Source organism: Paenibacillus urinalis (assembly GCF_028747985.1).
GTDB lineage: Bacteria > Bacillota > Bacilli > Paenibacillales > Paenibacillaceae > Paenibacillus > Paenibacillus urinalis.
On the sequence record NZ_CP118108.1, the window covers coordinates 4,082,537 to 4,107,888 of the forward strand.

General features: G+C 47.0%; 24 protein-coding genes. 2 read left to right on the forward strand and 22 right to left on the reverse strand.

The genetic code is table 11. The features are described from left to right. Positions 1-19 precede the first annotated feature (19 nt). From grpE to gpr, 8 genes are all read right to left on the reverse strand, one after another. Positions 20-616, reverse strand: a complete 597-nt coding sequence (gene grpE, locus PUW25_RS18885) for a nucleotide exchange factor GrpE (RefSeq protein WP_205052577.1) — start codon at positions 614-616, stop codon at positions 20-22. Positions 617-813: 197 nt separating this feature from the next. After that, the gene (hrcA, locus tag PUW25_RS18890; RefSeq protein ID WP_205052576.1) at positions 814-1,845 is read right to left on the reverse strand and encodes a heat-inducible transcriptional repressor HrcA; all 1,032 of its coding nucleotides are present in this window, start codon (positions 1,843-1,845) and stop codon (positions 814-816) included. Between the two features lie 102 nt (positions 1,846-1,947). After that, on the reverse strand, positions 1,948-2,409 hold the full coding sequence (locus tag PUW25_RS18895; RefSeq protein ID WP_047910799.1) for an N-acetyltransferase: 462 nt from the start codon (positions 2,407-2,409) through the stop codon (positions 1,948-1,950). 79 nt (positions 2,410-2,488) lie between these two features. Then, positions 2,489-3,670, reverse strand: a complete 1,182-nt coding sequence (hemW, locus tag PUW25_RS18900; protein WP_274337373.1) for a radical SAM family heme chaperone HemW — start codon at positions 3,668-3,670, stop codon at positions 2,489-2,491. A 174-nt stretch (positions 3,671-3,844) separates the two neighbouring features. Continuing rightward, positions 3,845-5,662: a translation elongation factor 4 gene (gene lepA / locus PUW25_RS18905; RefSeq protein WP_205052575.1), complete on the reverse strand. Its 1,818-nt coding sequence runs from the start codon at positions 5,660-5,662 to the stop codon at positions 3,845-3,847. A gap of 78 nt (positions 5,663-5,740) precedes the next feature. Further along, positions 5,741-6,115: a DUF3679 domain-containing protein gene (locus tag PUW25_RS18910; RefSeq protein WP_052511802.1), complete on the reverse strand. Its 375-nt coding sequence runs from the start codon at positions 6,113-6,115 to the stop codon at positions 5,741-5,743. A 65-nt stretch (positions 6,116-6,180) separates the two neighbouring features. Next, positions 6,181-7,461: a stage II sporulation protein P gene (locus tag PUW25_RS18915; protein WP_047910796.1), complete on the reverse strand. Its 1,281-nt coding sequence runs from the start codon at positions 7,459-7,461 to the stop codon at positions 6,181-6,183. A 199-nt stretch (positions 7,462-7,660) separates the two neighbouring features. Further along, positions 7,661-8,653, reverse strand: coding sequence for a GPR endopeptidase (gene gpr / locus PUW25_RS18920; protein WP_047910795.1), 993 nt, complete (start codon positions 8,651-8,653; stop codon positions 7,661-7,663). A gap of 210 nt (positions 8,654-8,863) precedes the next feature. Between gpr and rpsT the strand changes: the two genes are divergently transcribed. Next, positions 8,864-9,136, forward strand: a complete 273-nt coding sequence (rpsT, locus tag PUW25_RS18925; protein WP_047910794.1) for a 30S ribosomal protein S20 — start codon at positions 8,864-8,866, stop codon at positions 9,134-9,136. Between the two features lie 95 nt (positions 9,137-9,231). Here rpsT and PUW25_RS18930 read toward each other — a convergent pair whose 3' ends face one another. The 4 genes from PUW25_RS18930 to PUW25_RS18945 all read right to left on the reverse strand — a co-directional run bounded on the left by PUW25_RS18930 (position 9,232) and on the right by PUW25_RS18945 (position 12,995). Further along, on the reverse strand, positions 9,232-9,648 hold the full coding sequence (locus PUW25_RS18930; protein ID WP_047910793.1) for a VOC family protein: 417 nt from the start codon (positions 9,646-9,648) through the stop codon (positions 9,232-9,234). Between the two features lie 92 nt (positions 9,649-9,740). After that, on the reverse strand, positions 9,741-10,763 hold the full coding sequence (holA, locus tag PUW25_RS18935) for a DNA polymerase III subunit delta (RefSeq protein WP_047910792.1): 1,023 nt from the start codon (positions 10,761-10,763) through the stop codon (positions 9,741-9,743). A 255-nt stretch (positions 10,764-11,018) separates the two neighbouring features. After that, complete coding sequence (locus PUW25_RS18940) at positions 11,019-12,449, reverse strand: anti-sigma factor (protein WP_274337374.1); 1,431 nt, start codon at positions 12,447-12,449, stop codon at positions 11,019-11,021. After that, positions 12,450-12,995, reverse strand: a complete 546-nt coding sequence (locus tag PUW25_RS18945; protein ID WP_047910790.1) for an RNA polymerase sigma factor — start codon at positions 12,993-12,995, stop codon at positions 12,450-12,452. It lies immediately after the preceding gene. Positions 12,996-13,572: 577 nt separating this feature from the next. Here PUW25_RS18945 and PUW25_RS18950 point away from each other — a divergent pair. Next, entirely contained in the window at positions 13,573-14,148 is a 576-nt protein-coding gene (locus PUW25_RS18950) for a hypothetical protein (RefSeq protein WP_274337375.1), read from the forward strand. Between the two features lie 72 nt (positions 14,149-14,220). Here PUW25_RS18950 and PUW25_RS18955 read toward each other — a convergent pair whose 3' ends face one another. The 10 genes from PUW25_RS18955 to PUW25_RS19000 all read right to left on the reverse strand — a co-directional run bounded on the left by PUW25_RS18955 (position 14,221) and on the right by PUW25_RS19000 (position 25,240). Beyond that, on the reverse strand, positions 14,221-14,595 hold the full coding sequence (locus PUW25_RS18955; RefSeq protein ID WP_274337376.1) for a hypothetical protein: 375 nt from the start codon (positions 14,593-14,595) through the stop codon (positions 14,221-14,223). A gap of 210 nt (positions 14,596-14,805) precedes the next feature. After that, positions 14,806-15,474 (reverse strand): DUF1796 family putative cysteine peptidase, encoded by a 669-nt coding sequence (locus PUW25_RS18960; RefSeq protein WP_274337377.1) that lies wholly within the window; start codon positions 15,472-15,474, stop codon positions 14,806-14,808. Between the two features lie 120 nt (positions 15,475-15,594). Then, a complete protein-coding gene (locus tag PUW25_RS18965) occupies positions 15,595-16,416 on the reverse strand; it encodes a carbohydrate ABC transporter permease (protein WP_274337378.1) in 822 nt (273 codons plus the stop codon). A gap of 10 nt (positions 16,417-16,426) precedes the next feature. After that, the gene (locus tag PUW25_RS18970) at positions 16,427-17,398 is read right to left on the reverse strand and encodes a carbohydrate ABC transporter permease (protein WP_202964130.1); all 972 of its coding nucleotides are present in this window, start codon (positions 17,396-17,398) and stop codon (positions 16,427-16,429) included. A gap of 80 nt (positions 17,399-17,478) precedes the next feature. Further along, entirely contained in the window at positions 17,479-18,813 is a 1,335-nt protein-coding gene (locus PUW25_RS18975) for an ABC transporter substrate-binding protein (protein ID WP_274337379.1), read from the reverse strand. A 44-nt stretch (positions 18,814-18,857) separates the two neighbouring features. Then, complete coding sequence (locus PUW25_RS18980) at positions 18,858-19,847, reverse strand: metallophosphoesterase family protein (protein WP_047910784.1); 990 nt, start codon at positions 19,845-19,847, stop codon at positions 18,858-18,860. 138 nt (positions 19,848-19,985) lie between these two features. Further along, positions 19,986-20,633 (reverse strand): GntR family transcriptional regulator, encoded by a 648-nt coding sequence (locus tag PUW25_RS18985; protein ID WP_052511798.1) that lies wholly within the window; start codon positions 20,631-20,633, stop codon positions 19,986-19,988. 144 nt (positions 20,634-20,777) lie between these two features. Next, positions 20,778-23,771, reverse strand: a complete 2,994-nt coding sequence (locus PUW25_RS18990) for a ComEC/Rec2 family competence protein (protein WP_052511796.1) — start codon at positions 23,769-23,771, stop codon at positions 20,778-20,780. Positions 23,772-23,885: 114 nt separating this feature from the next. Continuing rightward, positions 23,886-24,404: a deoxycytidylate deaminase gene (locus tag PUW25_RS18995; RefSeq protein ID WP_047910783.1), complete on the reverse strand. Its 519-nt coding sequence runs from the start codon at positions 24,402-24,404 to the stop codon at positions 23,886-23,888. Between the two features lie 170 nt (positions 24,405-24,574). After that, a complete protein-coding gene (locus PUW25_RS19000; RefSeq protein WP_052511794.1) occupies positions 24,575-25,240 on the reverse strand; it encodes a ComEA family DNA-binding protein in 666 nt (221 codons plus the stop codon). Positions 25,241-25,352 lie beyond the last annotated feature (112 nt).

The window sequence follows — 25,352 nt, forward strand, 5'->3', positions numbered from 1 at the left end:
ATTATGCAAAATCCTTACGTTACATACTTACCTTAACCATCGCAGGACGGAGTACCTTGTCTTTCAGCATGTACCCTTTCTGTACCTCTTCCACAACAACGCCTTCTTCATGCTCGTCGCTCTCAACTTGCATGATCGCTTGATGGAATTCAGGGTTAAACGCCTCACCAACGGTTTGCATCGCTGTAAGACCTTCAGCCTGAAGCACGCTTTCCAGCTGACGGAAGATCATCCCTACGCCCTTGGCAAAGGAATCGGATTCGGTGTTCGCCGGAGCTGTCGCAATGGCACGCTCGAAGTTATCAATTACAGGCACTAGCTCTGTAATCAGCTTCATCGATGCATATTTCGCCAGATCTTCCTTCTCCTTCTGAGTACGGCGGCGGAAGTTATCAAAATCAGCCTGGGCACGCAAGTAGCGCTTCTCATTCTCTTCAGCAAGTGCCTTCAGTCTGTCTAATTCATCAGTAGAAGCAAGAGTCTCAGCACCGGCAGTTTCCGTATCGTTCACGGCTGCTTCCTGCGCTTCAGTGGACTCGGCTTGTGCAGCCTCATTCACCATGTCCTCCTGCGGAGTGTTCTCTTCTGTATTCTCTATTGTTTGTTCATCTTTCAAGATGTTCACCTCCTTAAACAGAACTTATACTTAGCCAAAGCTTCCTGTTCCCAACGTTCCCTTAAGTATCATTCAACATTCATAAGGTCCAGCCCTTTGTTGCACCTGGAATTCATTATTAAGCTTAAACCGCCCATCTTAAACTTTAACATGATCCTTGTCCTTGATGGGCAGTGGATTATACGGATAAATCTTATTTATTTGTAACGATGTGTCAGCATGGTGGTCAAATTCTTAGACAGCATGTTCAAGATGCTGATCACTTTGCCATATTCCATTCTTGTTGGCCCCAAGATTCCAATTGTACCCAGTGCTTCTCCTTCAACTGAATAGGAGGCGGTAATAAGACTGCAATTAGCAAAAGCCTCATGATCGTTCTCGGTTCCGATCTTCACCTGTACTCCGGTACCTCCAATAGAAGGTGTCATAATCTTCATTATGGTCGATGTCTCTTCAAGTAAATCAAAAATATCCTTGACCTTGTCGACATCCTTGAATTCCGGCTGGGACAGCATATTCGTCGTACCGCTGAGATACAATCGATGATCAGGCTCCCCATCAAAGGCAGTATCCAATATTTTCATGAACGCCTCGTACTCAGAAACATTTCGCTCCATTTCCTTGGCGATCTCTGAATATAGTCTGGCCTTCAGCTTATAGAGAGGTACTCCTACGAGCCTCGTATTCAGCAGATTAACGACTCTCTCCATCTCAGACAACGAGACATTTGCCGGCAAGCTGACCGTCTTATTCTCTACCTGACCTGTGCTCGTTACTATGATCGCCACGGCCATATTCTCTCCAAGCGGGAGCAGTTGAAAATGACGGAGCGACGTATGAAAAACTTCAGGTCCAAGCAGGATGGAAGTATAGTTCGTCATATGCGACAAAATGGTAGAGGTATGCTGTATAACCTGCTCCATCGCGTTTAATTTCTCAGCGAGCAGCAATTTGAGCTCCTTGAGCTCCGATGTCTCGGTAAACTTGAAAGGAACCAGATGGTCTACATAATACCTGTACCCTTTATGTGAAGGGATTCGGCCTGCCGAGGTATGCGGCTGTTCCAAATATCCCATGTCCTCCAGGTCGGCCATCTCGTTACGAATCGTTGCCGGACTATAGCCGACATCACCTCTCTTCGAAATGCTGCGGGATCCAACGGGTTCTGCCGAACGGATATAATCATCAACAATAGCATTCAGTATCAGTCTTTGACGCTCGGTTAACATACGTGTCTCCCTCCCTAAAAGATGTTTTCATCATTAGCACTCACAACAGACGAGTGCTAACCAGTAATACAAAAATACCAAACTGACCTGAGCATTGTCAAGTCAGTTCAGTATCTTAAGAACGGCGATTTCATCACATGCATGCTGCTTACTGCAGTTCACGCAATCGGTCCATACTTTTTCCGGAAAAATCTCTTTATTTACAACGGAGAATCCATTCTTCACAAAGAAGGATACTTCGTAGGTTAGTGCCATGACCTTCGGAATTTCCTGTTCTCTTGCCTCTTCAACCAGCTTGTCCAGAAGCAGCGACCCGATCCCCTGTCCTTTATGACCATCGGATATGCCTAGAGACCGGATCTCGACCAGATCCTTGCCCAGCTTGCATAAAGAACCGCATCCCACTACATTTCCATCGACTTCTGCGACGACGAAGAGATCAATCTGCCTATACAGTACGTCTCTTGAACGAGGGAGCATAATCCCTCTCTCTGCATAACCCTTGATCATCTCGTACAATGTCTCGACATCCTCATGAGATGCCTTTCTGCAAACCGCAGCCATGACCGCCTCTCCTCCTTACGCCCTGACAAAAAGTAACATGTGTATAAATATACATCAGAGCGTATAAAAGTTCAAGCGATTATTTAACGGTCAGCGCACCAATAAATTCAGCAAAAACTTCATTCCCGTACAGGACTCCCTGACTGCTCAAACGGTATCCGTCACCTGTGGCATCAAGGAGACCTGCATGCACCATTTTATGCAGCGGTCCAGCAAATATGTCTTCGATTTTTTCACCGAATTGTGCTTCAAAGCGGCTGCTCGATACCCCATCCAGCATGCGCAGCCCCACCATCATGAAGTCTTCCATCGCCTCTTCTCTTGTGATCTGAGCCGTTTCGAGTCTCGGAAGACCTTGTTCTGCCTTCTCTATATAAGGATTCACACCTTTGACATTCATGTGGCGTTCACGTCCCACATATCCATGCGCTCCGGCACCGAGGCCGTAATAATCTTCATTTCTCCAATACGTCATATTGTGACGGCTTTGCATTCCAGGCTTCGCAAAATTGCTGATCTCATATTGGATATATCCAGCATCCTTCATTCTCTGCATCAGATGCTTATACATCTCCAGCTCATGGTCCTCATCCGGGAGAGGCAGCTGATTCTTCTGGAACAGCGTATGGAAGAGTGTATTCTCTTCTACCTTAAGTCCATAGATCGAGTAGTGAGGCAGATCAAGCTCCAGCGCTCTATTCACACTCTCCGAGAGCATATCAACCGTCTGGTTTGGCAAACCAAACATCAAATCAATAGATAGATTGGTCAGGCCCGCTTTGCGCGCGTTTTCCAGGCTGCGATATACATCATCTGTATTATGAATACGGCCGATGCCGGTCAGCAGCTCATTCTGAAAAGCCTGTACCCCGAAGCTGACCCGGTTGACGCCTCCCTCTTTCATTACGGACAGCTTCTCCAGATCCGTTGTCCCTGGATTCGCCTCCATGGAGAATTCGATATCATCTGCCCAGTCTGGGAAGTAAGTCCGAACCGATCTCAGAAAGTAATCCATCTCATCCGGCTTCAATACGGTAGGTGTGCCTCCGCCAACGAAAATGGTCTTAATTTTACCTGGAGGTGTCTTCTTGACGGTGTACTCCATTTCCCGCTCCAGCGCTTCTAAATATTTCATGACCGGCTGATCCTTCAGCACATAGGAATTAAAATCACAGTAGAAACATTTATTGGTGCAAAAGGGAATATGAATATACACCGCTTCGGGTGCGTTGTTAATCAATTTCGGCATCTCTGCTGCCATGCGGGTATACCCCCTCTAATATAAGTTGATAGAATCAATTTCATAATACCTTTAGATGCTATGAAATTGATTCAACCTGCAAAAATATGCATGATCATTCATCGCTTACAAGAAGCCATTGTATCGTTAATGAAGAAAAAAGGAAAGCCGACACGGCTTCCCTTATTCTGTACATTAATTATCGTCAATCTTCAGTACCGCCATAAACGCTTCCTGCGGCACTTCTACATTACCAACCTGCTTCATCCGCTTCTTACCTTCTTTTTGCTTCTCCAGCAGCTTCCGCTTACGTGAGATGTCACCGCCGTAGCATTTGGAGAGTACGTTCTTACGCATCGCCTTAATCGTTTCACGGGCAACCACCTTCGTTCCGACAGACGCTTGAATCGGCACCTCGAACATTTGGCGTGGAATGAGCTCACGCAGCTTCTCGCAAATGATTCGGCCGCGATGATACGCACGCTCGCGGTGTACGATGAAGGAGAGTGCATCGACCTGCTCACCATTCAGCAAAATATCCATCTTCACCAAATTAGACTGGCGATAGCCGGAAATCTCATAGTCATAAGACGCATAGCCCTTAGTACTGGACTTCAGCTGGTCAAAGAAGTCGTACACGATCTCTGCAAGTGGAATTTCATAGGTAATCGTTACCCGGTTGGAATCAATATATTCCATATTCAAATATTCTCCGCGCTTGGTCTGACACAGCTCCATTACCGTTCCAACATAATCATTCGGTACGATGATGTCAGCTTTGACGTATGGCTCCTCTACGTTATCAATCCGTCCAACCTCCGGGTAGTTCGACGGGTTGTCGATCTCCAGAACTTCTCCGTTCGTCAGGTTAACACGGTAGATAACGCTTGGCGCTGTAGTAATGAGCGGGATATTAAATTCACGTTCAATCCGTTCCTGAATAACATCCATGTGCAGAAGTCCAAGGAATCCGCAGCGGAATCCAAAGCCAAGCGCACTGGATGTCTCCGGCTCAAAGCTCAGTGAAGCATCGTTCAGCTGCAGCTTCTCAAGCGCCTCACGCAGGTCATTGTAATCGGACGTATCAATCGGATAGAGTCCGCAGTATACCATTGGATTAATCTTACGATAACCCGGCAGCGGTTCCAGAGTCGGATTCTTCGCATCGGTAATCGTATCCCCGACCCGGGTGTCGCCGACATGCTTGATCCCGGCTACGACAAAGCCTACATCGCCGACGTTCAGCTCGTCCACAATCGTCATTCGCGGCATGAACGCACCGACCTCGATAACTTCAAACGATTTGTTCGTTGCCATCATCTTGATCTTCGAGCCGGCCTTGATCTTCCCGTCGACAACACGAATGTATACAATAACTCCTTTATAAGGGTCATAGTGTGAATCAAAAATAAGTGCCTTCAGCGGATTGTCCGGATCACCTGTAGGTGCAGGCACGCCTGTTACAACCTGCTCCAAAATTTCTTTAATCCCGATGCCTGCTTTGGCGGAAGCAAGTACAGCTTCACTGGCATCCAGACCGATAACATCCTCAATCTCCTGCTTCACACGTTCAGGATCTGCGCTTGGGAGATCGATTTTGTTAATAACCGGCAAAATCTCAAGATCGTTATCGAGCGCAAGGTACACGTTCGCAAGCGTCTGAGCTTCGATCCCCTGAGCAGCATCCACCACCAGCAGCGCACCTTCACAGGCGGCCAGACTTCGGGATACCTCATACGTAAAATCGACGTGTCCCGGCGTATCAATCAGGTTCAGGATGTACTCTTCACCGTTATCAGCCTTGTACGTCAAACGTACGGCCTGAAGCTTGATCGTAATTCCGCGCTCACGCTCCAGCTCCATTTGGTCAAGCACCTGCTCCTGCATCTCGCGTGATGTCAGCGCACCGGTATACTCCAGAATACGGTCTGCCAATGTAGACTTACCGTGGTCTATATGTGCAATGATACTGAAATTTCTAATTTTCTTTTGTCTTGCCTGAATGTCTGTCATGCCTTACCCCCACAAACAGCCTAATGTCAATCATCTCATTATAGCAGTTAGAGGTACAGCCTTCAATATTTGGATCAGCTATTCCGTTACACCGTTAAAAAGGGAAACGACCCAGCGGATGCCGCTCTGCGATACCTGCTGGAGCAGACCGGCTGTTTTTTCGGCAAGGACATCAACGGCAGAAGCTTTAGCAGGCTCTGTAGTAAGTACATCCCTCGGGGTGACAATCTGAGGCTGTGCTTCAGGCAGGGAAGCAGATACCGTCTGCTCCAAATCACCGGACTGTGCAGCCTGTTCCTGCTGATATTCCTGCTGCAGTTGCTGCTGCAGGGCCACACCCTGACCTTGCTGCTCCTCAATTGAAAACCCACTACCCGCGATCTGCATTCCCATCAGCATTCCCAGAATGAGCAGAATTGCGAATATAATCAGCCTTTTTCCAAATGCGGCCATTATTCTTCCCCCAATATCAAATTTGCCCCTTGGAGCCTATTTGCCTGAATCCATTCATAGCTCACTTATCCTTTATTTGCCGATGAGGAATCGTCGGTGCTCGCCTTCTCCACATTCTGATCTTCCATGTACACTTCAGCAATGATATCTGCCAGAGCTTCCGATGTGCGCTTCAGCTCCTCTTCCGTGTTATCGATGCCGCCGATTTCAACCAAAATACTGTTATCCGACAAGGACTGGTTATACTCGCCGTTATTTCCTCCCCCGCCGTCCTTGCCCCATACGCCTCTCGATACTCCGGGATACCTCTTCTCCATTTTCTTGTGCAGCTGTGCAGCGTAAGCCTCATTTTTCTCCCAGTTAGGGTTGTCATGACCGATGATGAAATACACTTTGGCATAAGTGACTCCATCAATCTTCGCCGTTGTCTTGCTCTTACGCTGAGAGTCGCGATGAATGTCAATCAGATACGTCAGCTCATCATTCTCCGCCATTGCAGACTTCACGGTTTCTCTTGAATATTTATAGGAATAGTTCCAGTTATAGTCCTCCTGAGTGGTTACATAGTCTTCCTGTGCGTGAACCGCACCTACCCCCTGCTTCTCAAGCTGTTTGCTGACAAAGGAACCTACCCTGAACACATTAGCACTGGCTTTACCGGACGAAGGATTCGTGCTGTCCGTGCCGAGCAGGGGATTATAAGCTTCATGTGGATGCGAATGATAGATGAGTACTGTTTTTTTGAGAGCTTCCTCCGGATCTTGCTCATCAATGACTTCACCAGGCACCTCCGTCGGAGGATCTTCTTCTGCTGATGGCAATTCTTCCTCTGTATCGTTCTCTGTTGGTTCAGGGGCTGTCTCTTCATCCCTTCCTTCAACGGAAGAAGCGACAAAACCGGGGTCCGGCTGATAATCCTGCGGAGCTTCCGCCATCTCATTACCTGATCCGCTTCTCAGCAATACCGGCTTATTGCTTGCCATACCGGGAATCTGACTTGCAATCAGGCTCTTGGGGTTCAACGGATCTACACCTGTCAGCAGTTCAAACACAAAGGACGTTACCTGTTCAGAAGTTAAGGTTGATTGCTGCTTGCCCTGGGCCAAATGCGGAATCTCCATACCCAGCACATCCATAAATATTCCGCTTGATATCGATCCGGCAAAGCCCTGCATGGAGGAGACTGGTGAAGTATTCAGTCTTCTCTCTGCCATCCCTGACAAACCAAGCAGAACAAAAAATAAAGCAGACACCAGTATAAGCAGCAATAGTGCACGCCCTGTCGCCAAAATACGAAGAACTCGTGCTCTCATTCTCGAAACATTCCAGGTTTGGATCTTATTCATAATGGGATTATTCCACCTCCGCGAGCCATTCAGCTTGAGTCTTGTAATCTCTCATATTTCAAAACTATGAACTCTCAAGAAGAAGTAGAACCGGAAAATAGCAAAAAAAGAAGACCGATAGATTCGGCCTTCTTGTTCAGATGGAGCTTTAGCTTTGCTGTCAGCACTTTGCCAAGTATCTAGCTGTGTATGACGCTGCTTAATGTGTATAGGACGCTACATTCTCCAGCTTCACAGCGTCATGCAAGGCGGCATTCAGGCCGCTTGCGATAATATTTGCGATATCTTCGATAAATTCGTCAATTTCCTTTGGGGTCACAATCAAATCATGTCCAAGCGGATCAAGCACTTCTTTTACGAGACCGAGTCTTTCCTGCTCACTGATCTCATTCAGCACCCCGAGAATCTGGCTGCCTGCATCTGTTTGCTTGTTGAAGTGAGCCTGCATGAGTTCAAAGGTGGTATTAACAATCGTTGAGGCGTAGCACACCGTTGGCACACCGATGGCAATACAAGGCACGCCCATAATTTCCTTCGTAATCCCTTTGCGCTTGTTCCCGATACCCGAGCCCGGATGAATGCCGATGTCCGCAACCTGTATAGTCGTGTTCACCCTTTCAAGCGAACGGGAGGCGAGCGAATCGATGGCGATGATCAGGTCCGGCTTGGTCAGCTCTACAATTCCCTGGATCGTCTCACTGGATTCAATACCTGTAAGGCCTAGAACACCTGGTGCTATGGCGCTGACTTCGCGGTAACCAGGGGATACCTGATCTGGCATCAGCTCGAAGTATTGCCGTGTAACGAGCGTATTTTCTACAACAATGGGTCCCAGAGAATCGGGTGTCACATTCCAGTTTCCTAGTCCGACGATAAATACCTTCGATTGCTTGTTAATGCCAATCTTCGCGATGAAATCTTCCATCTCTTTGGTAAATACGGCAGTAACCTGCTCTTGCAGAGTCGTGTCTCCATTCCGGAGCTTGGGCACTTCAAGAGTTACATAATGTCCCATAATCCGTCCCAAGCGCTGTGCTCCTTGTTCATTTAATACATCAAGCCGAGTTACTTTGACATCACCTAACTGCTCCACGTCCTCCTGGATGCCAGACATCTCTTGTACTCCGGCAAGCTCGCGGGCTTCGATAGCAAGATCGGTGCGTACGCCATACTTTTGCAGATCTAGTGTCATGCTGTGTAGTTCCTCCCTCAGTAAGTAACAAGTTTATCGTAGTGTGCGCCGAACAAGATCTTTTTTATGCAAAATTGCCAGTTGATCCTCTATTTTCACAAGAACATCACATATGTTATTGTTGCTTTTTGAGGGTGCTCGTGCTAGAATATTTTAAGTTGTGAAACGTTTTGTATTTCATAAGTATTGCCTTAACAGGAGGTGAATGTAATGCCAAACATCAAATCCGCTGTGAAACGCGTTAAAACTAACGATAAACGTCGTGCGCTGAACGCTTCCCAGAAGTCTGCACTGCGTACAGCTGTTAAAGCTGCTGACCAAGCGCTGACTACGAACGAAGTTGAAACAGCTAAAGCTGCGATTCAAGCTGCTTCCAAAAAATTGGACAAAGCTGTATCTAAAGGTCTTGTTCATAAAAATGCTGCAGCCCGTAAAAAATCCCGCTTGGCTAAAAAATTGAACGCTCTTACTGCTAACGCATAAGACTGCGTTTCTTATAATGACTAAGCAAAAATCCTGACCAGCCCGGCTGATCAGGATTTTTTAGTTTCTTTTTTTCATGTGAATGTCAAGTTAAGTTAAGCCTCGCCGCTGAGCTGCCACGTAATTCCGTACTTGTCACGAACCATGCCGTACAGAGGACTGAAGAAGGTAGACTGAAGTTCCATCAGCACTTTCCCTCCGTCAGCAAGTCCCTCGTAGATGCCCTTCAACCGATCCAGCTCGGTAGTCGTAATGGCAATGGTAACCTGATCGCCTAAAGTAAAGGGCTGTCCATACATGGAATCAGAGAACAAAATTTTGTTCCCGTCCATTTCCAGCGCTCCATGCAATACCCGGTTCTTCAAATGCTCCGGCATGGGTTCAGTTGAATTCGGAAGCTCACCATACGTCTGAACACCCAGATTCTTCGCCTGCAGAACCTTCTCGTAAAAAGGAATTGCTTCAGCACACTGTCCATCCAAATAAATATACGGTGATATCACCATTGACATCGTTCGCCCTCATTCCATAACAAGCGTATAGGCAAAAGACATTACACCTATCGATCCTATTATATCCAAATTATGGAGATGAATCTACCAGATCAGGCCCCTAACTTCAGCAGAAACAATTCAAGTCCAAGCACCTTATCAATAGCTCCTGTCTTCATCTGATAATCAAGCTCTGCCAGATGCTTCAGAATGACGCGCAGCCGGTCCGCCTGGAACTTCTTCGACTGCTCACCAGCGATCTTGACCGCATAGGGATGGAGCCCCAGCGTACTTGCAATTTGCTGCTGAGAATAGCTCTGGGAAGCCAGCTCTTTCACCTGCAGTATAATGCGGAATTGTCTGGCGATCAGCGCCATAATCTTGATTGGCTCTTCCTTCTGCTTCAATAATTCGTAGAAGATTTCAAGTGCATTGCTCAGCCTTAATCGAGCGATTTCCTCAATCATGGCGAATATATTCTGTTCGGTATTTCTCGCTACCATGGCCTCCACGTCAGAGACTGTAACCGTTCCTCCTGAACCCGCATAGAGACACAGCTTGTCTACTTCAGCAGATAAGGTCTGCAGGCTCGTCCCTGCTCTAGAAACAAGCGCATCGGCTGCTGGCTTCTCTATAACTACTTTCTGAGACTCCGCCTTTTTAATAATCCAGCCAATCAGTTCATCCCCCTGGAGTGCTCCAAAGGATAATACCGTCGCTTTGCTTTTCATCGTTTTTACGATTTTCTTGCGCTCATCCAGCTTCTCACCCTGGACCATAAATATAAGTATGCTGTATTCAGCCGGATTGTCCAAATAAGACGTCAGTGACTCCATTCGATGCTCCATCTTGGAGTTGTCTTTGCCTGCTGTAAACAGCTGATGATCCCGAATAAAGATCAGCTTCCGAGGCACCAAAAAAGGAACCGTCTCCGCTTCCTCAATCACTTGTTCAATAGGTGTATCGGCTGTGTCATATGTTGCTATCGCAAAATCACGATGAGCTTCTTCAATGAGCTGCTCCTTCATTAAATCTGCAAACTGCTTCATTTGGTATTTCTCTGTTCCATACAGCAGATAGACACTAGCGGGACTGCCGCCTCGAATTGCTTTTGCTGCTGCCTTTACATCACTCACTCACGAACACACCTCCATCCCTACTATCCTAACAGAAAAAAAGGAAGACAACAAAGGGACCTTGCCGTCTGTCCTAAACAGGCGGCAGGTCCCTATTGTTCAAGCATCTATATAAACACCGGATATCCGAAGACTGGCTCTAGAAACCATTCGGCCGGCGGTCATACGACGCCTTCCCTAACTTAATCGACTCATCAGAAACGATGGATCATCATATACTTATTCAGATGCTGCTTAAATGGTGTGGGCCAAGTCTTATTTCTTGGGTTCAGCGTTCTCCGTATTTTTACTGGAGCTTGGTGTGCTGCTATTTTGCGTTGATGATGGAGCTGTCGTGCTGCTGTCCGACTTCACAGGTACAGCATAGCTGTGCTGTGTCGTTTTCCCTTCAATCTCTAGTTCATAACTGTACGTCAAACTATCTTCAGACCAGTTTCCTTTAACCCAGGTTCCCTTTAACTCAATGGCTTGCAATAGCTTCTTCTCTTCCTTATTTGCTCCATCCAGCTGATATACGTTTAACTTCGTATCTGTGACTTCAACGAGGTACTTACCGTCAGGCGAGAGCCAATTAGGAGAAATCGTCATAACCAGGCCTGGAAGATCGATGCTTCTGAAGCCCTGGCTCTGAATCTCGGATTCATCTCCACTGCTTGAAGGTTCGCTTACTCCTGATGCACTGCTCATTTCGGATGAAGAATTCGACTGGATACTGAAAGTTCCAGTATCCGTGGAGTTCTGCTCTCCAGCTGAGTTTTGCCCACTTGTATCGCTTTGCCCTTTAGCATTATTGTCTCCATCCTGTGCATTGCCCGTTTGGCCGCTTGTGCTAGGCTCTGCCGATGGTGCGCTGCTTGAGCTTGGGGACGGTTTGTGATTCGTAGTCGACTTTGACGGCGATTCGGATTGACTTCCCCCATTACTATTGCCAGATCCTTTACCTGAGCCAGGGGTAGGAGAAGATGGATCTTCCGCTTTGCTTGGAGCAGCTTCCTTGTCAGTATTAGGAACAGCGGTTTCAGAGTCTTGAGCATAATTGTCTCCTGAATTGGATGGTGATGGCACTTCTTCTGCTCTAGCTGTATCCGCCTGATCAGATTGAGCCTCTCCCGTCTCCGTCCCTGCTGCCTCGGTCTCCGTACCGGATTCCTTCAGCTTCAGGCTTGCATCTGCCTCTTCCGACTGAGGAGCGACACCCCCGCTGCCGCTAGTAGAATCGGATTGCTGTTCCGTTTCACTCATCAGATGAGAGTCCACTTCGGCCTGATTCAATTGCTGCGGTTCATAATTATATACAGCAACACCGAGAATAACCGCTGCTGCTGCAGTACCCATGATCATACGGCCTACATAGGATTTCATCCATCCTTTTGAAGCCTTGGTTGAAGGACGGCCGGGTAATACGGTCAGCTCAGGCTCCTTCTTCATCTCTTGAAGAGCACTTCCCTGTTCCTTCTTCGCACGATCTATTGCATCAAGCTGCGGCATAATTCGATCTACCAAGCTGAATGGCGGGGCTACATCAGGTAATGCTTCTAAATCCCGCGACAATGCTTTTAATATTTGAAATTTCTCGGAACAGCTCGGACAAGTCTTCATATGCGCAAAAAGCTGCTCTTTTTCCTGATCGTTCAGATCATTATCGATATATCGGTGCATACTTTCCACCACCTCTTGGCATTTCATCTACGTTACACCACCTTTCTGGTACTCCTGTAATAGATTTTGCAGCTGCTGTCTGGCTCTGAATAAATAGGATTTCACCGTATTTAACGGCAGATCGAGACAATCTGCAATCTCGTTATAAGAGAGGTCCTGCAAATACCTTAATACGATCACGGCCCTGTGATGCTCAGATAGCTGATTAATCGCGGACTGGACATCCTTCGTTACATAAGTCAGCATCACCTCATGCTCGACATCCTGCCTGTCTTCAAATATCATTTCATGCTCATCAATGGAAACGGTCGGTTTGGTTCTTCTAAATTTATCTATACAAATATTAGTAACTATACGCTGCACCCAGGTTTTGAACTGTGCTTTTTCTTCGTACGAATCAATCTTGGTGTAAATGCGAATGAGCGCTTCTTGGGCAGCGTCTAGTGCATCCTGCTCATTATTTAAAATGTAGTATGCCGTTTTGTAGACGTGCTGTTCGATTTCTCGCAATAGGGTAATTAGAGCGTCGCGATCGCCTGATTGAGCGGCTCTGATGAGTCCCTGCTCTACCACAAAGGATCCCCCTCTCCTTGTATCTTTACAGACGCAAGTTATGCTCCATTTGTTGCATACATGCGTGATTAATGCTCATTTAATGGGCTGATACGGAATTTATGTATATAGAGAAAGCTGCATAAACCCCAAATTACGGACTCATAAGGGTAAGTCATGCTAATCCTTATATAGAAAATACTAGGTTTTTAAAGTAAAAGCTTCCTCTACAATATCAAAATTCTGGAACATCGTCATCCAAATTTAACTAGTTCATTCATTTAGACTGTTTGCTGAAGCCGTTAGTTCCAAGGTTCGGGATCATGCTGGGTATATTTACACTTCACGAAGAAAATGAAGAACCTTCATTCCCAAGCATTCGTGAACATCCTGCTCATGAAAGAGCGTCTAAAGACATGGAGGAGATTGTCAGCTCCTTTATTTACCTATTCATGAGGAAAAATATGTTTATGCAGGTCAGAACGGGATACATATAATATATCTATTGCTTGAATTCAATGGATAGGAGAAAGAAACCTATTTAAGATAAGCGCGTCTAACTAAAATGTATAAAAGGAAATTGCGGAGGATATTCAGCATGAAGGTTATTTACTCGTTACTTGGAAGTATTGTTACTGCTCTCGCACTCTATTTATGTGTATATCAATTAATGGACGTATTCTATTACAGCTCGTTGCCTGATGCAGGTCCTGGCAGCTTCCCAGGTCTATCGGCAGTACTTGCCGGTATTTATTTATTTCCGGCAGTTACGCTTGTTATCTTTATTTTGTTTGTGATCATTTATAACAAGATAAATATACGTGGAATATGGTTTGGAGGTGCAGCCGGCTTATGGCTCTACTCGCTGCTGATGACACTTTCTCCATCGCAAGTATTCAATTACCTGCCTGTTATTGCGATCATAGCGGGGTATATTTTGATCCAATCAACCTTGTCGGATCGTGTTCTGAACTGGACACTCTTGGGCGCCGCTTGCGGCTGGCTTGTGACCTACCTGACCATCATCGGGGGACGCGCAGTCCAGAACACACTCACCTCGTATTTTAACTTCAGCCCATCACAGCAAATCGTAGTGCTTGCTGGCATTTTAGTGCTGGGTATTGTCGGATGGCTGATCGGGATGAAAAAAAGCGGAGCTCAAACTCGATACTAATTCATAGGCTGGTCTCATAAGAGACCAGCTTTTTTTTCTAAAATCATGTTGTCTTCTTGAAATTGTTATAACCTATGCTAATGGGGCTTCTTCCCACTCCAGCTGAAGATCATACCCAAAGCTCCTGATCTCATCTGCAGTTGCATGAATACAGAAGTACTGCTTCGCACCATAGAAATTTAACAAGTAAACTCCTTCAGAAGGGGTTTCCTGCCAGCTCAGCTGATAGAGATCCCTCTCGAACGATGCATACATTTGGTTTAATCGTAAACCATTTAAAATCTCTAAAGGAAACCCAGAGGTTACTTCGATATAATTTCGTATGGTCATATTAGTCCAACCGAGTCGATCAAGCTCATATTTAAGCTGATGCTCCCGAAAATACTTAAAGTGAAGCTGCGATCCCTCCAGCTCACCTGGTATCCGCCTTTTTATAGTAAATTCCACTCGTGTTCCCGCTTCTATACAGTCTCTGATTGCTGCGATATGTAACTCTCCTTTACTCCGTCTAATAGACAGCTCGTTCTCCCCATAAAAAAACGAACAGAAAACAAACGTCATCCATTCGTCGTGAAAATAAAGCTATTCAAATTATACCAAAATCTAATGTACTGATTGGCAAAAAATCGGTTCCGGCAACCTGTTATGTTCTCCCCTTTAGCCTTCACTAATCGTCATTCCTGCAAGAAGTTCATCCCAGGTCGCCAGGGCATTCATGTCGGGAGGAACGTTCAGGGAACAGACCCGATCCAAATTCCAACCGGCATCACTTATGCCATACTGTCCCTCTACCGGATTCAACACCAATATGCGAAACTCACTTAAGGTCAGCTGGGACAAAATCGCACGTAAATGAAAAGTCTCCTCATAGCTCGCGGACCATCGGATAAACAAAGTGGAGGAGCTGCCTGCCAGTTTATCATAGAAGCGCTGAATTCGCCTTTGCAGCTTCTCTTTATATTCCGGATAGAGCACTGACCAATGTTGACCAGGAACAAGGGGAAAATCATGAACTGAAATGATGTTGTACAAAGTATCCTTGATCATGTAGGACTCCACGAGCCCTCCCCGATCATGGAATACCGGATTTCCGTCCTCCAGCATAATATGGGTATCTTCCAGCACTTGCAGATTATTCATCTCCATAAAGCCTTGATATCGATGCTGCAATAGTCTGTTCACATCGGACAGCCTCGTGGATATCATCCAGTCGAGCGGCAAGGATATTCTCCTTAGATTGTGCCGTCTCAACTGAATCGCAGGGGCACAGGAAATACCTAAACTTACGATAAGATCATAATTCTTTTTCAGATCCTGTACGCTCAAGGTCCACTCACCCTTTTTTCTTGTGAAAGTCACTCCCTCTCTTCTATATTATATAAGCAGCCGGCAAAATGCTTGGACTTCTCCCGCCCTCAGCATTTACGAGACTAACGACTAGCTCCTCTATCTCAACCCGCCCTTTACAAACGAATCAATAATCTGTCTTTGCAGCACCAGATAAATGATAAGCACCGGCAGGCTCGCAATCGTCGTTGCCGCCATCAGCGGCCCCCACATGTTTGCATCAGAAGACATGAACATCTGCAGCCCCTTCTGCATCGTTGAGTTTTCCATTTTGTTTGTCACCAGCAGCGGCCAGAAATAATCATTCCATGCGGTAATAAACAGCAGGATGCTGATCGAAGCAATGGAGGCTTTTAAATTCGGGAATATCGTTCTCCATAGCACAGACCAATCCGATGCTCCGTCGAGACGAGCGGCTTCTATCAGCGTTTTGGGGAATGCTTTGAAGGCATTGTAGAGCTGCATCACCGCAAAAGCGGAAGCGACATTCGGTACAATGAGTCCCATCAATGTATCTCTCCAGCCCATCTCACTGATGACCACATAGTTTGGAATCATAATGACTTGAAACGGAACAAGCCAGGTCAGTGCGATCAACCCGTATATCAGATTACTCCCGCGAAAACTCCATCGGGTAAACGCATAAGCAGCAAGAATGCTGGTAAACACCTGAGCCACCGTCTGCGCGATCGCTACCAGCAGGGAATTACTGATCATCCGCATCATCGGAATGGAGCTCCAAGCCTGTACATAATTGTCCAGTGTCCAATGGGTCGGCCATAGTGCGGAAGAGAACACTTCTCCTTCGGGCTTGAGTGATGTATTGATCATCCAGTACAAAGGAAATACGGATAAGAAACAGAGCGCGATGAGAAGTGCATGCTTAAAAAAAGCGGTAAAGGTCCATTTTTTCAGACTCATGATTTCCCTCCTAGTCGTCAAAGAACGTCAGCTTCTTACTCAGCTTCATGAATCCGAGTGCAATCAGCCCGAAACCGATGAAGAGCACGACAGCGGCTGCAGAGCTCCAGCCTACCGCAAATGTCTGGAAGCCGTATTGCCACAGTAAATAATAGATATTCGTCGTAGAGTCAAGCGGCCCGCCTTGGGTGAGCACATTGACATAAGAGAAGCTCCACTCGGAGGCAAACAAGATGCTGAGCATGCCCATGAACAGAATGGAGGGTGATAGAAGTGGCAGCGTAATATGACGAATCATCTGCCAGCGGCTGGCACGATCTATTTTGGCAGCTTCATAATATTCCTTATTAATGCCGGTTAAGGCAGCAGAGAAGATAAGCGTGCTGAACCCGATAAGCTTCCAGCCAGTAATAAAAATGATAGAATAGATAGCCCACCGCTCATCGGTGAAAAAGTGGATCGGTTCTTCGAGTCCAAAATACTGCAGCGTGCGGTTCAGGATGCCATTGGTCGGATGCATAATCCATCGCCAAATAGAGGATACGGCAACAGGAGCCATAATCATGGGTAGGAAGATGAGAGCCCGGTACACGTTACGCGAGCGCTTGCTGATATTTTCGGTAAAAATCGCGATAAACAAAGGTACAATCAAGGAAAACGGTACAACACCAATGGTATAGATGAGCGTGTTGGTCAGCGCCGCTCCCATTTCCGGCAGTGTAAAAAGATTTTTGAAATTGTCCCAGCCCACATACTCCTTTGGTGAGGTAGGGAGCAGATTCCACTGATAGAAGCTGAGCTGGAAGGTCTCGATGAGCGGCCTATATATCCAAAAGCCCAGGGACAGAAGGACCGGCAGCAGATACAGATAAGGCTTAATTCCTCTTAAGCGGATGGCGAGCTTCTTGCGCTGCTTGTCCCGCGGTTTGGGCACTGAGTTTATACCCGGCAGTTCGGATGAAGTCGTCGTATCATAATTCACAATGCTGGTTCTCCTTTCGAGTGACCCTGATTTTGTTGAAGACAGAAGGAGCGAACTCCTTCTGTCTTCTGCATCAGAATTTATGGCATAAGCGATTGAGCCCGCGTCTGCGCTTCTTTCATTATGGTGGTGACGTCATCACTGGATTGGATAGATTTCTGCACAGCCTCCAGCAGGATCGTCTCGATCTGATACCAATTCGCTCCTGGATAAGACACCCATGGTGCAAGGCGATCCAGCTGCTCCAAATTAGGCTTGATGAGCGGATTCTCTTCCACCCAGCCTTTTAAGTACTCCTCATCCTCAACAATGGACGGACGAAGAGGCAGATAGCCGATCTCGGAAGTAATAATGGTATAGCCGCGCTCACTAGTCACAAATTTGAGGAATTTCCAGGCAGCCTGCTGCTTGGCTTCATCGTCAGATAATATAAATAATGCACTGCCCGAATTGACCGGAGTCGTCGGCTTGTTCTCGAAGGAAGGCATAGCTGCCGCCTTGAGCTCCCAGCCTCCAGCTTCCGCTGCCGAGAGAAATGCACTCTGCAGTGCACTCGTGAACAGTAACATACCGACCTGTCCCTGGCTGAATGCCTCCATGACCTCACTGTCGTTCAGCTTGCTGCCGGCGCCGCTCGTAGTTATGTCCTGCCACATTTCAACGGCGCCAATCGCTTCCGGACTATCAAAGTGCAGAGTGGTACGGTCATCGGAGAGTACTTTTCCACCGTTGCTTCCAATCAAGGCCTGCACGATCCAATCGTTCCCGATCGATCCACCGATATGGACACCGGATGCGTCTGTAGCTTCGGCAATTTTGGCTGCATATTCCTTCACTTCCGCCCATGTAGCCGGCGGCTGCTCCGGATCAAGTCCTGCCTCTTCAAACAATTTGGCATTATAGAATAAAACAGGAGTACTAAATGTAAAAGGAAGACCGTAGGTCTTGCCGTCCAGCTGTCCGAGCTTCAGACCATTAGGCGAGAATCCTTCGAATGTCTCCTCAAGCTCGTCCGCCGGAACAATGTCCTCAAGCGGCTTTACTCCGAAATTGTTTGCAAAATAATCAAGACCGTCAAAAGTAAGCTGGGCTATGTCCGGGGAAGAACCGGCTGCAATATCGGCCTGGACCTTGGCATTAATGTCTGGCGAAGGTACAGGAATGCCTTCTACATCAATATCCGGATTGGCTGCTTCAAATTCGTCGATCAGCTTCTGGGTTCCATCCTTTTGTGATGCGGTTGCCAAGTTGTAGCTGTAAAATGTAATCTTCGTTTTTTCCCTTGCACCCTGTGCGCTGTCCGCTCCAGTTGCAGCTCCCGCCGAATCTCCGCTCGAAGCTGAATTTCCGCACGCAGCCGTTGCCAGAATCGTTAACGACAACAGCCCCGCTGTCCACATTTTTTTCTGCAGCATGGAACTTTCTCCACTCCCTCTAAGGTTTATAGATGAACTCGTGATTAATCCTGATGATGCAGCTGAGGCGGGTACGCCATGACATCGGTAACACCATCCAAATGGATGACTCTATATGAAACGCGGTCCTCGTTCACTGTAACCCACAGTATAAGATTGTCGTCAGCCCGTCCGATTCCATGGGCACCTGCTCCGGTGCGTCCCAGCTGAATATACGTGCGGTTCGCATCAGCGGTATACTCCAGTGTGTGAAAATGTCCGGCAAACACCGTGTATTCCCGGTCTTGCAGTATCGCTTCAAGACGTGCAAATTCTGCGCTGTCTGCTTTCCAGCCTGGCTTATGCATGCTGACGAAGGTATGCTTCACGTCCTTGTTGTCCTCTAATACCTTTTCGAAAAAGGCGAGCTGCTCAGCACTAATGCCAATGCCTACCTTACCCATGCTCTGCAGCTGCTCAGGCGTAAGTTCTTTTGTGATCTCCTCGTAAAATTCCTTCATATATTCCATCGTATGCTCAGGGTCCGCATGCACTTTTTCCGTTGAACGCTTGATAAGCTCAATCATTTCGTCCGGCATTTCTTCAAACGGATCTTCGGTATTCAAGGTAAGAAACAGCTGGTCCCCTGCACGGAAAGCATAGTATTCATGCCCCTTACGTTCACGCCATACATCAACCATAGCCTGCGTGCCGAAATCATGATTTCCGATCGTTTGGAAGAAGGGTAAGCCGGTTGCCTCGATCTGGGCATCTATGTATTCCCATTCCTCGCGCGCCTTGTCCGCGTCCTTCCAGTAGCCCTCGACCAGGTCACCCACAAACAAGACAAACTCCGGATTTAGATCTTTGAGAAGCTCAAGTCCTTGCTCGAATACACCCGGGGTCATCATCCCGCAGCGGTCGCCCATCACTGCAAAAGAATACTGGGCTGGCAGAGCTTCCGGCAGCTGTCCAAACCAAGGGCGCTTGCTTGTCTCTATTCGGCTCTCATCCACAAACACTTCATTACGCTTGCTGTTCACTTGAGTAATCATTATTGATTCTCTCCTCTCATATTTCGACTCAACATAAGTATGCAGGTTGTATGTAAGTTGTGTGTTAACGTAATACACCACTATTGTTAAAAAATAGCGATAAAAAAACGAGCCTGCTTATGGGCTCGCTGTGGACGATTATATAATTCCATTCATTATTAACGTTTCGTACGTGGCTGTATAGATCCCCGTAATTTCGGATCTTGCTGCATCTAAATCACCTTTTACAAGGGCTTCATACGCCTTTTGATTCGATTCCAGAGATTTGTAAGGCTGATGATGAGGAAACTGCTTGCGATAGGAGATCATTCGGTATAAAAATTTCCCTTTGGTTTGTTCGAGAACACCCAGCATATGCTGATTACGGATTGTGTAAATCATCGTTTCCACAAAATCCAGGTAGCTCACATAGTAGCCTGGGATATCACTAGAATCCTTAGCCTGCTGCTGCCGTTCCAAGTGCTTCTGCAGCTCCTGAAGATCGAATTTCAAATTACGTCTTTCTACCGCGTTAATGACATACAGCTGCAGAGAGATCAGGACTTCCAGAATCTCGGTATACTCGCGGAAGCTGATTTCCTTAACCAACACGCCGCGTCCGCGGTAAGATTCGACAAAGCCTTCTGTGACCAATAATGAAATCGCAGCTCTAATAGGCGTTCGGCTCATACTCAGCTGTTCCGCAAGGTCGTTCTCGGAGAGCAGGGTTCCTGGCATATACTCTGCAAATATGATTCGGCGGCGCAATTCCTGATATGCTCTTGTTTCTAGTGTAGGGGAAGACATTTCCTCACAATTCCTTTGCTTTTTTTATTTTATGTTAGCAAAATAGACCATTTTTGAAAAGAGCAGACGGTTTGCCTAATATTACATTACCGTTTTTTGATTATATTCAGACTGATTACTTCACACGATGACACGTTCTCGGGCTCAATCTTCCCCAAGCTTACTCCGTATTTCCATCACTCCATCTCTTACCCGGATCTGAACCTCTCCCATCGTATCTGTGCGGTAAATTTCTGAGCCGTATTGATCCAGTCTGTCTGTAACCGTAGGATGTGGATGCCCATACGTATTGTTGACTCCGGCAGAAATGACAGATAGCTGCGGCTGCCAATAGGCAAGCCATTCCTCAGTCGTGGAGGTCTTGCTCCCATGATGTGCTACTTTCAGCACGTCCACCTGACTCACAAGCTGCGGCGGCGGCGGCGGTTGCTGCTTCGTTTGTGCCTTTGCCTCCATATCACCTTCTGACGAAGCAATAGAATGTTCTCCGGCATCCCTCTTGTGAGCCGTATCCTCATGACTGCCAGGTTCACTCTGTCTTCGCAGCCGATCCAATATGTCCAGCTCTGCCGCTGCATCAATATCTCCAGTAAATAGGAAGGAGCGATGCTCCATATCCAGCTTGAATACAACCGAATCATGATTCTGTTCCTCTGATACAGGCAAAGGCTTCTTGTCATCTGTCTCAGAATGTATCTCCTCAGGGGGAGCTTCTGGAGCCATAAAGGTAAGCCTCGTATCCTTGTCCGGCTCGTATACCATTCCATCATATGCTTCATATAGACGAACTCCTTTATCTAGTGCTGTCTGCAGCAGCTCATGAAAGGCGTCTTTATCTGTCATCCGTCCATTGAACATAAATGTTGAAACGGGAATATCCTCTAGCACGGCCTGTAGTCCCCCTGCATGATCATGGTCGCCATGGCTTAGGATCACTGCATCCAGCTGCTGGATCCCTCTTTTTTTCAGCAGCGGTACAAGCAGTGACTCCCCCACCTCATAGGGATCTCGGCGCTGCTTCCAGTCCTCCTGCTCTCCAAACTGGATTGTTCCTCCACCATCCACCAATATATGCTTGCCCGCCGGCGTTGAGATGAGAATACTGTCTCCCTGCCCAACGTCAAGAACAGCTACAATCCCCTCGGAGGCTCGGTAAGGTCCTTGGTAAGAAATGAACAGCCCAGCAGACAATATTACACACAGACCTGCCAACAGCACCTTGTGAAAAAAATGAAAGGGAGCACGAGCATAATACCCTGCCCCTTGTGGTCCAAACACGCTCTCCAGCTCGGGCCAGGCTGATGAAATTTGCAGCGCATCAATCGCTCCTTGAAGCCGGGTTTCGCCGCGAAGGAAGAATGCACCTGGTTTTCTTGGCATGATGCCAACAGCCTGCTGCCCTCTTGAATGAATCATGTGATCTGCCGTTAGCGGAATTGTATCCTCATCACGTGGCGTTAACGGCTGTCTGCTGATTCTCCATTTTTTAAGTAATAAGAAAATAATATATAGTACCAAGTAATAAGCTGCTACCGCCATAAAATGAGGGGTTGCCCATATGAGAACAAATTGCTCAAAGGTGTTCAGCCATGCGACAAAATCGAAGGTCAGACTATTCAGCCATTCCGTAATCCATACAATCGGCTTCGTCGCGGGCTCCCACAAGTAGACGAGAGCCAGAGCAAGAGTGCCTAACGGCAGTACAAGGAAGCTGATAAACCCTACGAGCAGAAAATTAGCTCCAAACGATAATAACGAAAACTGATTAAAATAATAGACTGTCATTGGAAAAGACAGCAGCTGTGCAGCGATGGTTACAACCGCCGTGCCGGACAAGATCTTCGGCCACTTGGCAAAATGCGGAGTAAGCAGTGGAACGAAGATCATGAGACCTGCTGTTACCAGAAACGACAGCTGGAAGCTCACATTCACCAGCATGTAAGGCTCCACCAGCAGCATAATAAGAGCGGTTAGACAGAGAATGTTCAGACCATCCTTCATGAGACCTCTTCTTGCCATATACAATCCAATCATCGACATGATTCCGGCCCGGACGACAGAAGGTGAAGAACCGGATATAAGCACATAGACAGGCACTAAAAATAAGGTGATCGTCAGTGCTGTCTCCTTACTAAGTCTGCATTTGGACAGTACAAACAGCAGTGCAGAGACATAAATGGCGACATGCATTCCTGAGATGGCGAGAATGTGCGTAAGTCCCAGCTGCGAGAATTCACCGTAGGTATCCGGGTCTATTTCATCCCCAATCCCGATAACAAGCCCTTTCATATAACCGGCATGCGGCTCCTCGAACATCGCCTCCATCCTGCCTCCAAGTTCTTCTCGCGCTGCGTCGCTCCATCGTAATATGACATGTCTATCAAAGAGAGTGTCCAGCAGGTCATGCTCTATACTGTCTATTCCTTTGGCTTTCACAAGCCAGTGAATTTGTTGCGTATGCAGATACGTTCTGTAATCAAAGCTGCCATAATTACGGGCCTCTCCTGGAGCTTCCAGCGTGCCGGTCATTGTGAGTGTATCTCCTCGCTGCCATGCGTCTGCGATGGTTTGCTCCTGCTCTTCAAGCAGCCTGATCTGCACCTGAATTTTCTCATTTAGTATAGGAGCAGCTTCTGTGGGCACATCATTTTCTTTTTTAACTGATCCTTTATTCCTTCCTCCATATGCTCCTTCCCCATCCGTTATTACTTCTGCTCCCTCATCTGTGCCCGTCTCGGCAGAGCTTTGCAAATTCGGATCTAGAGCTCCAATCTCTCTTGCCTTATGCGCAAGCAGCACAAACTGCACTCTGTCTCCATCCACCTCGACTTTGGATGCAATTGTACCTTGAAGCTCAACCGTCATTCCAGGTACCTCACCCTCAGCCTGTTCCATGTAGGCGGGAAGCTCAGTTACGTTCTTCAGATCATTCCATTCATAATAAGTACAGGACAGCACGATGCTCGTCATTAAAACTGTAAGCAGCATTCCTCTAATTTCTGTGAAGTAGAACAAAATACCGAGAAACAGGATAACACCAAGTACAATGGCATATAGTCTTAGCCCATCATATAGATGAGCTGCACTGCTTCCTACAATCCAGCAAGCACAAAATAAGGCCAGCGGTCTCCCCTTCAATGGACCCTCCTTCCTGCAGCACAAAAAAAGAACCCCGAATACAAGCCACATTCCCCTGGCTGCCTTCGAGGTTCTTCCTCTTCATTATAATTGTTAAGGCTCACTTTCGAGCCATTAATCCGATACGGTCATCAGTGTTTCTCTTGGTGGCTCATACCCGCTGAGCGAACGGAATGTAATCCCTTTATGCTCCATCATCTGGCGAACCTTGCTCGTATCCTTCGGATAAGGTCTATGAAATACAATTTCTGTAATCCCGCTGTTGGCCAGCATATTTGCACAAGTCCAGCAGGGCTCATCCGTCACATATACAGAGGAGCCCTCCCGATCGGCTCGGTCCGTGAACAAGAGCAGATTCTGCTCGGCATGAATGGTGCGGACACAGCGCTGCTTCTTCACCATAACCTCCTTGCCATCCTGGTTCGTAAGTTCGTATTCCTCGGAGATCATACACCCAGCCTCTGAACAATCCGGTACACCCATGGGTGCTCCATTATAAGCTGTACCGAGCAGCTTTTTTCCCTGTACGAGTACGGCTCCTACATGTCGGCGGGGGCATCTTGAACGGGTAGATACCATATAAGCGATATCCATGAAGTAAGTATCCCAGTCTTTTCTTATGTCTGCACACATCGTTCCTCACTACTCCTTAGACATTGATTACGCTGTTACTGAATCAATTTCATAAACATAAAAAAGGTGAATTTGGAACTATATATAGACAAGTAAAACCATTTTGATCTATATATACTCTTGATTAAAGCAGCCAAATAGCAGCCAAAGGTATTATGAAATTGATTATATTAATTAATATATAGATAGGGAGACATTTTCTCCAGCATCTTCATGCCGATTCCTTTCACATTCGTCAAATCACTCAGTTTCTGAAAAGGGCCATGCTCAGCACGATAATCGATGATCGCCTGTGCTTTCTTCTCACCTATACCAGGAAGCTCCATCAGCTCTGCCAGCGCAGCTGTGTTAACAGCTACCTTGCCTTCAGCAGCAGAATTTACCCCTGCTGACTCTGCTGACGCTATAGTGTCAGCGGCCGGCTCTGTATTTTGTACCGCTTGTGAAGAGCTTAGATCCTCCCCTGCAACACGGTCAGCCTCCATCATCTCTGGTAAGGGATCCACTGCCTTATCACTGACTGCCTCTTCCACCTCGCTTGAAGTTACGTGTGCCTTGGCAGAAGGAGTACTTTCACTTACAGACTGCCCATCTACAGTTTGCTCACCAATACCCAATGAAGCTTCTGTCTCCGTACTCCCATCAGCCTTCGTCTCCTTGCCCTCAGCTGACCCAGCTCTATCCTCCGTATTTGCATTCCCTTCATTTACAGATAGGGCAACTCTGTCACTGATTTCGGTCCATTCTTCCGTGCCCGAATCACCAGATCCTCCAAACAATATGAGCGCGCTTGCAGACAGAGCTGTCAAGGCTATGGCAATGGTTCCTCTCTTCACCTCATAAAACCTCCTAAACTATTGTGACATTGATGTAAAATTTGTCGTCATGTAGTCCAAGACCTGGTGCATACACTAAGAAGAACGTAAGCCTGCGTAAGTACCGTAAAGC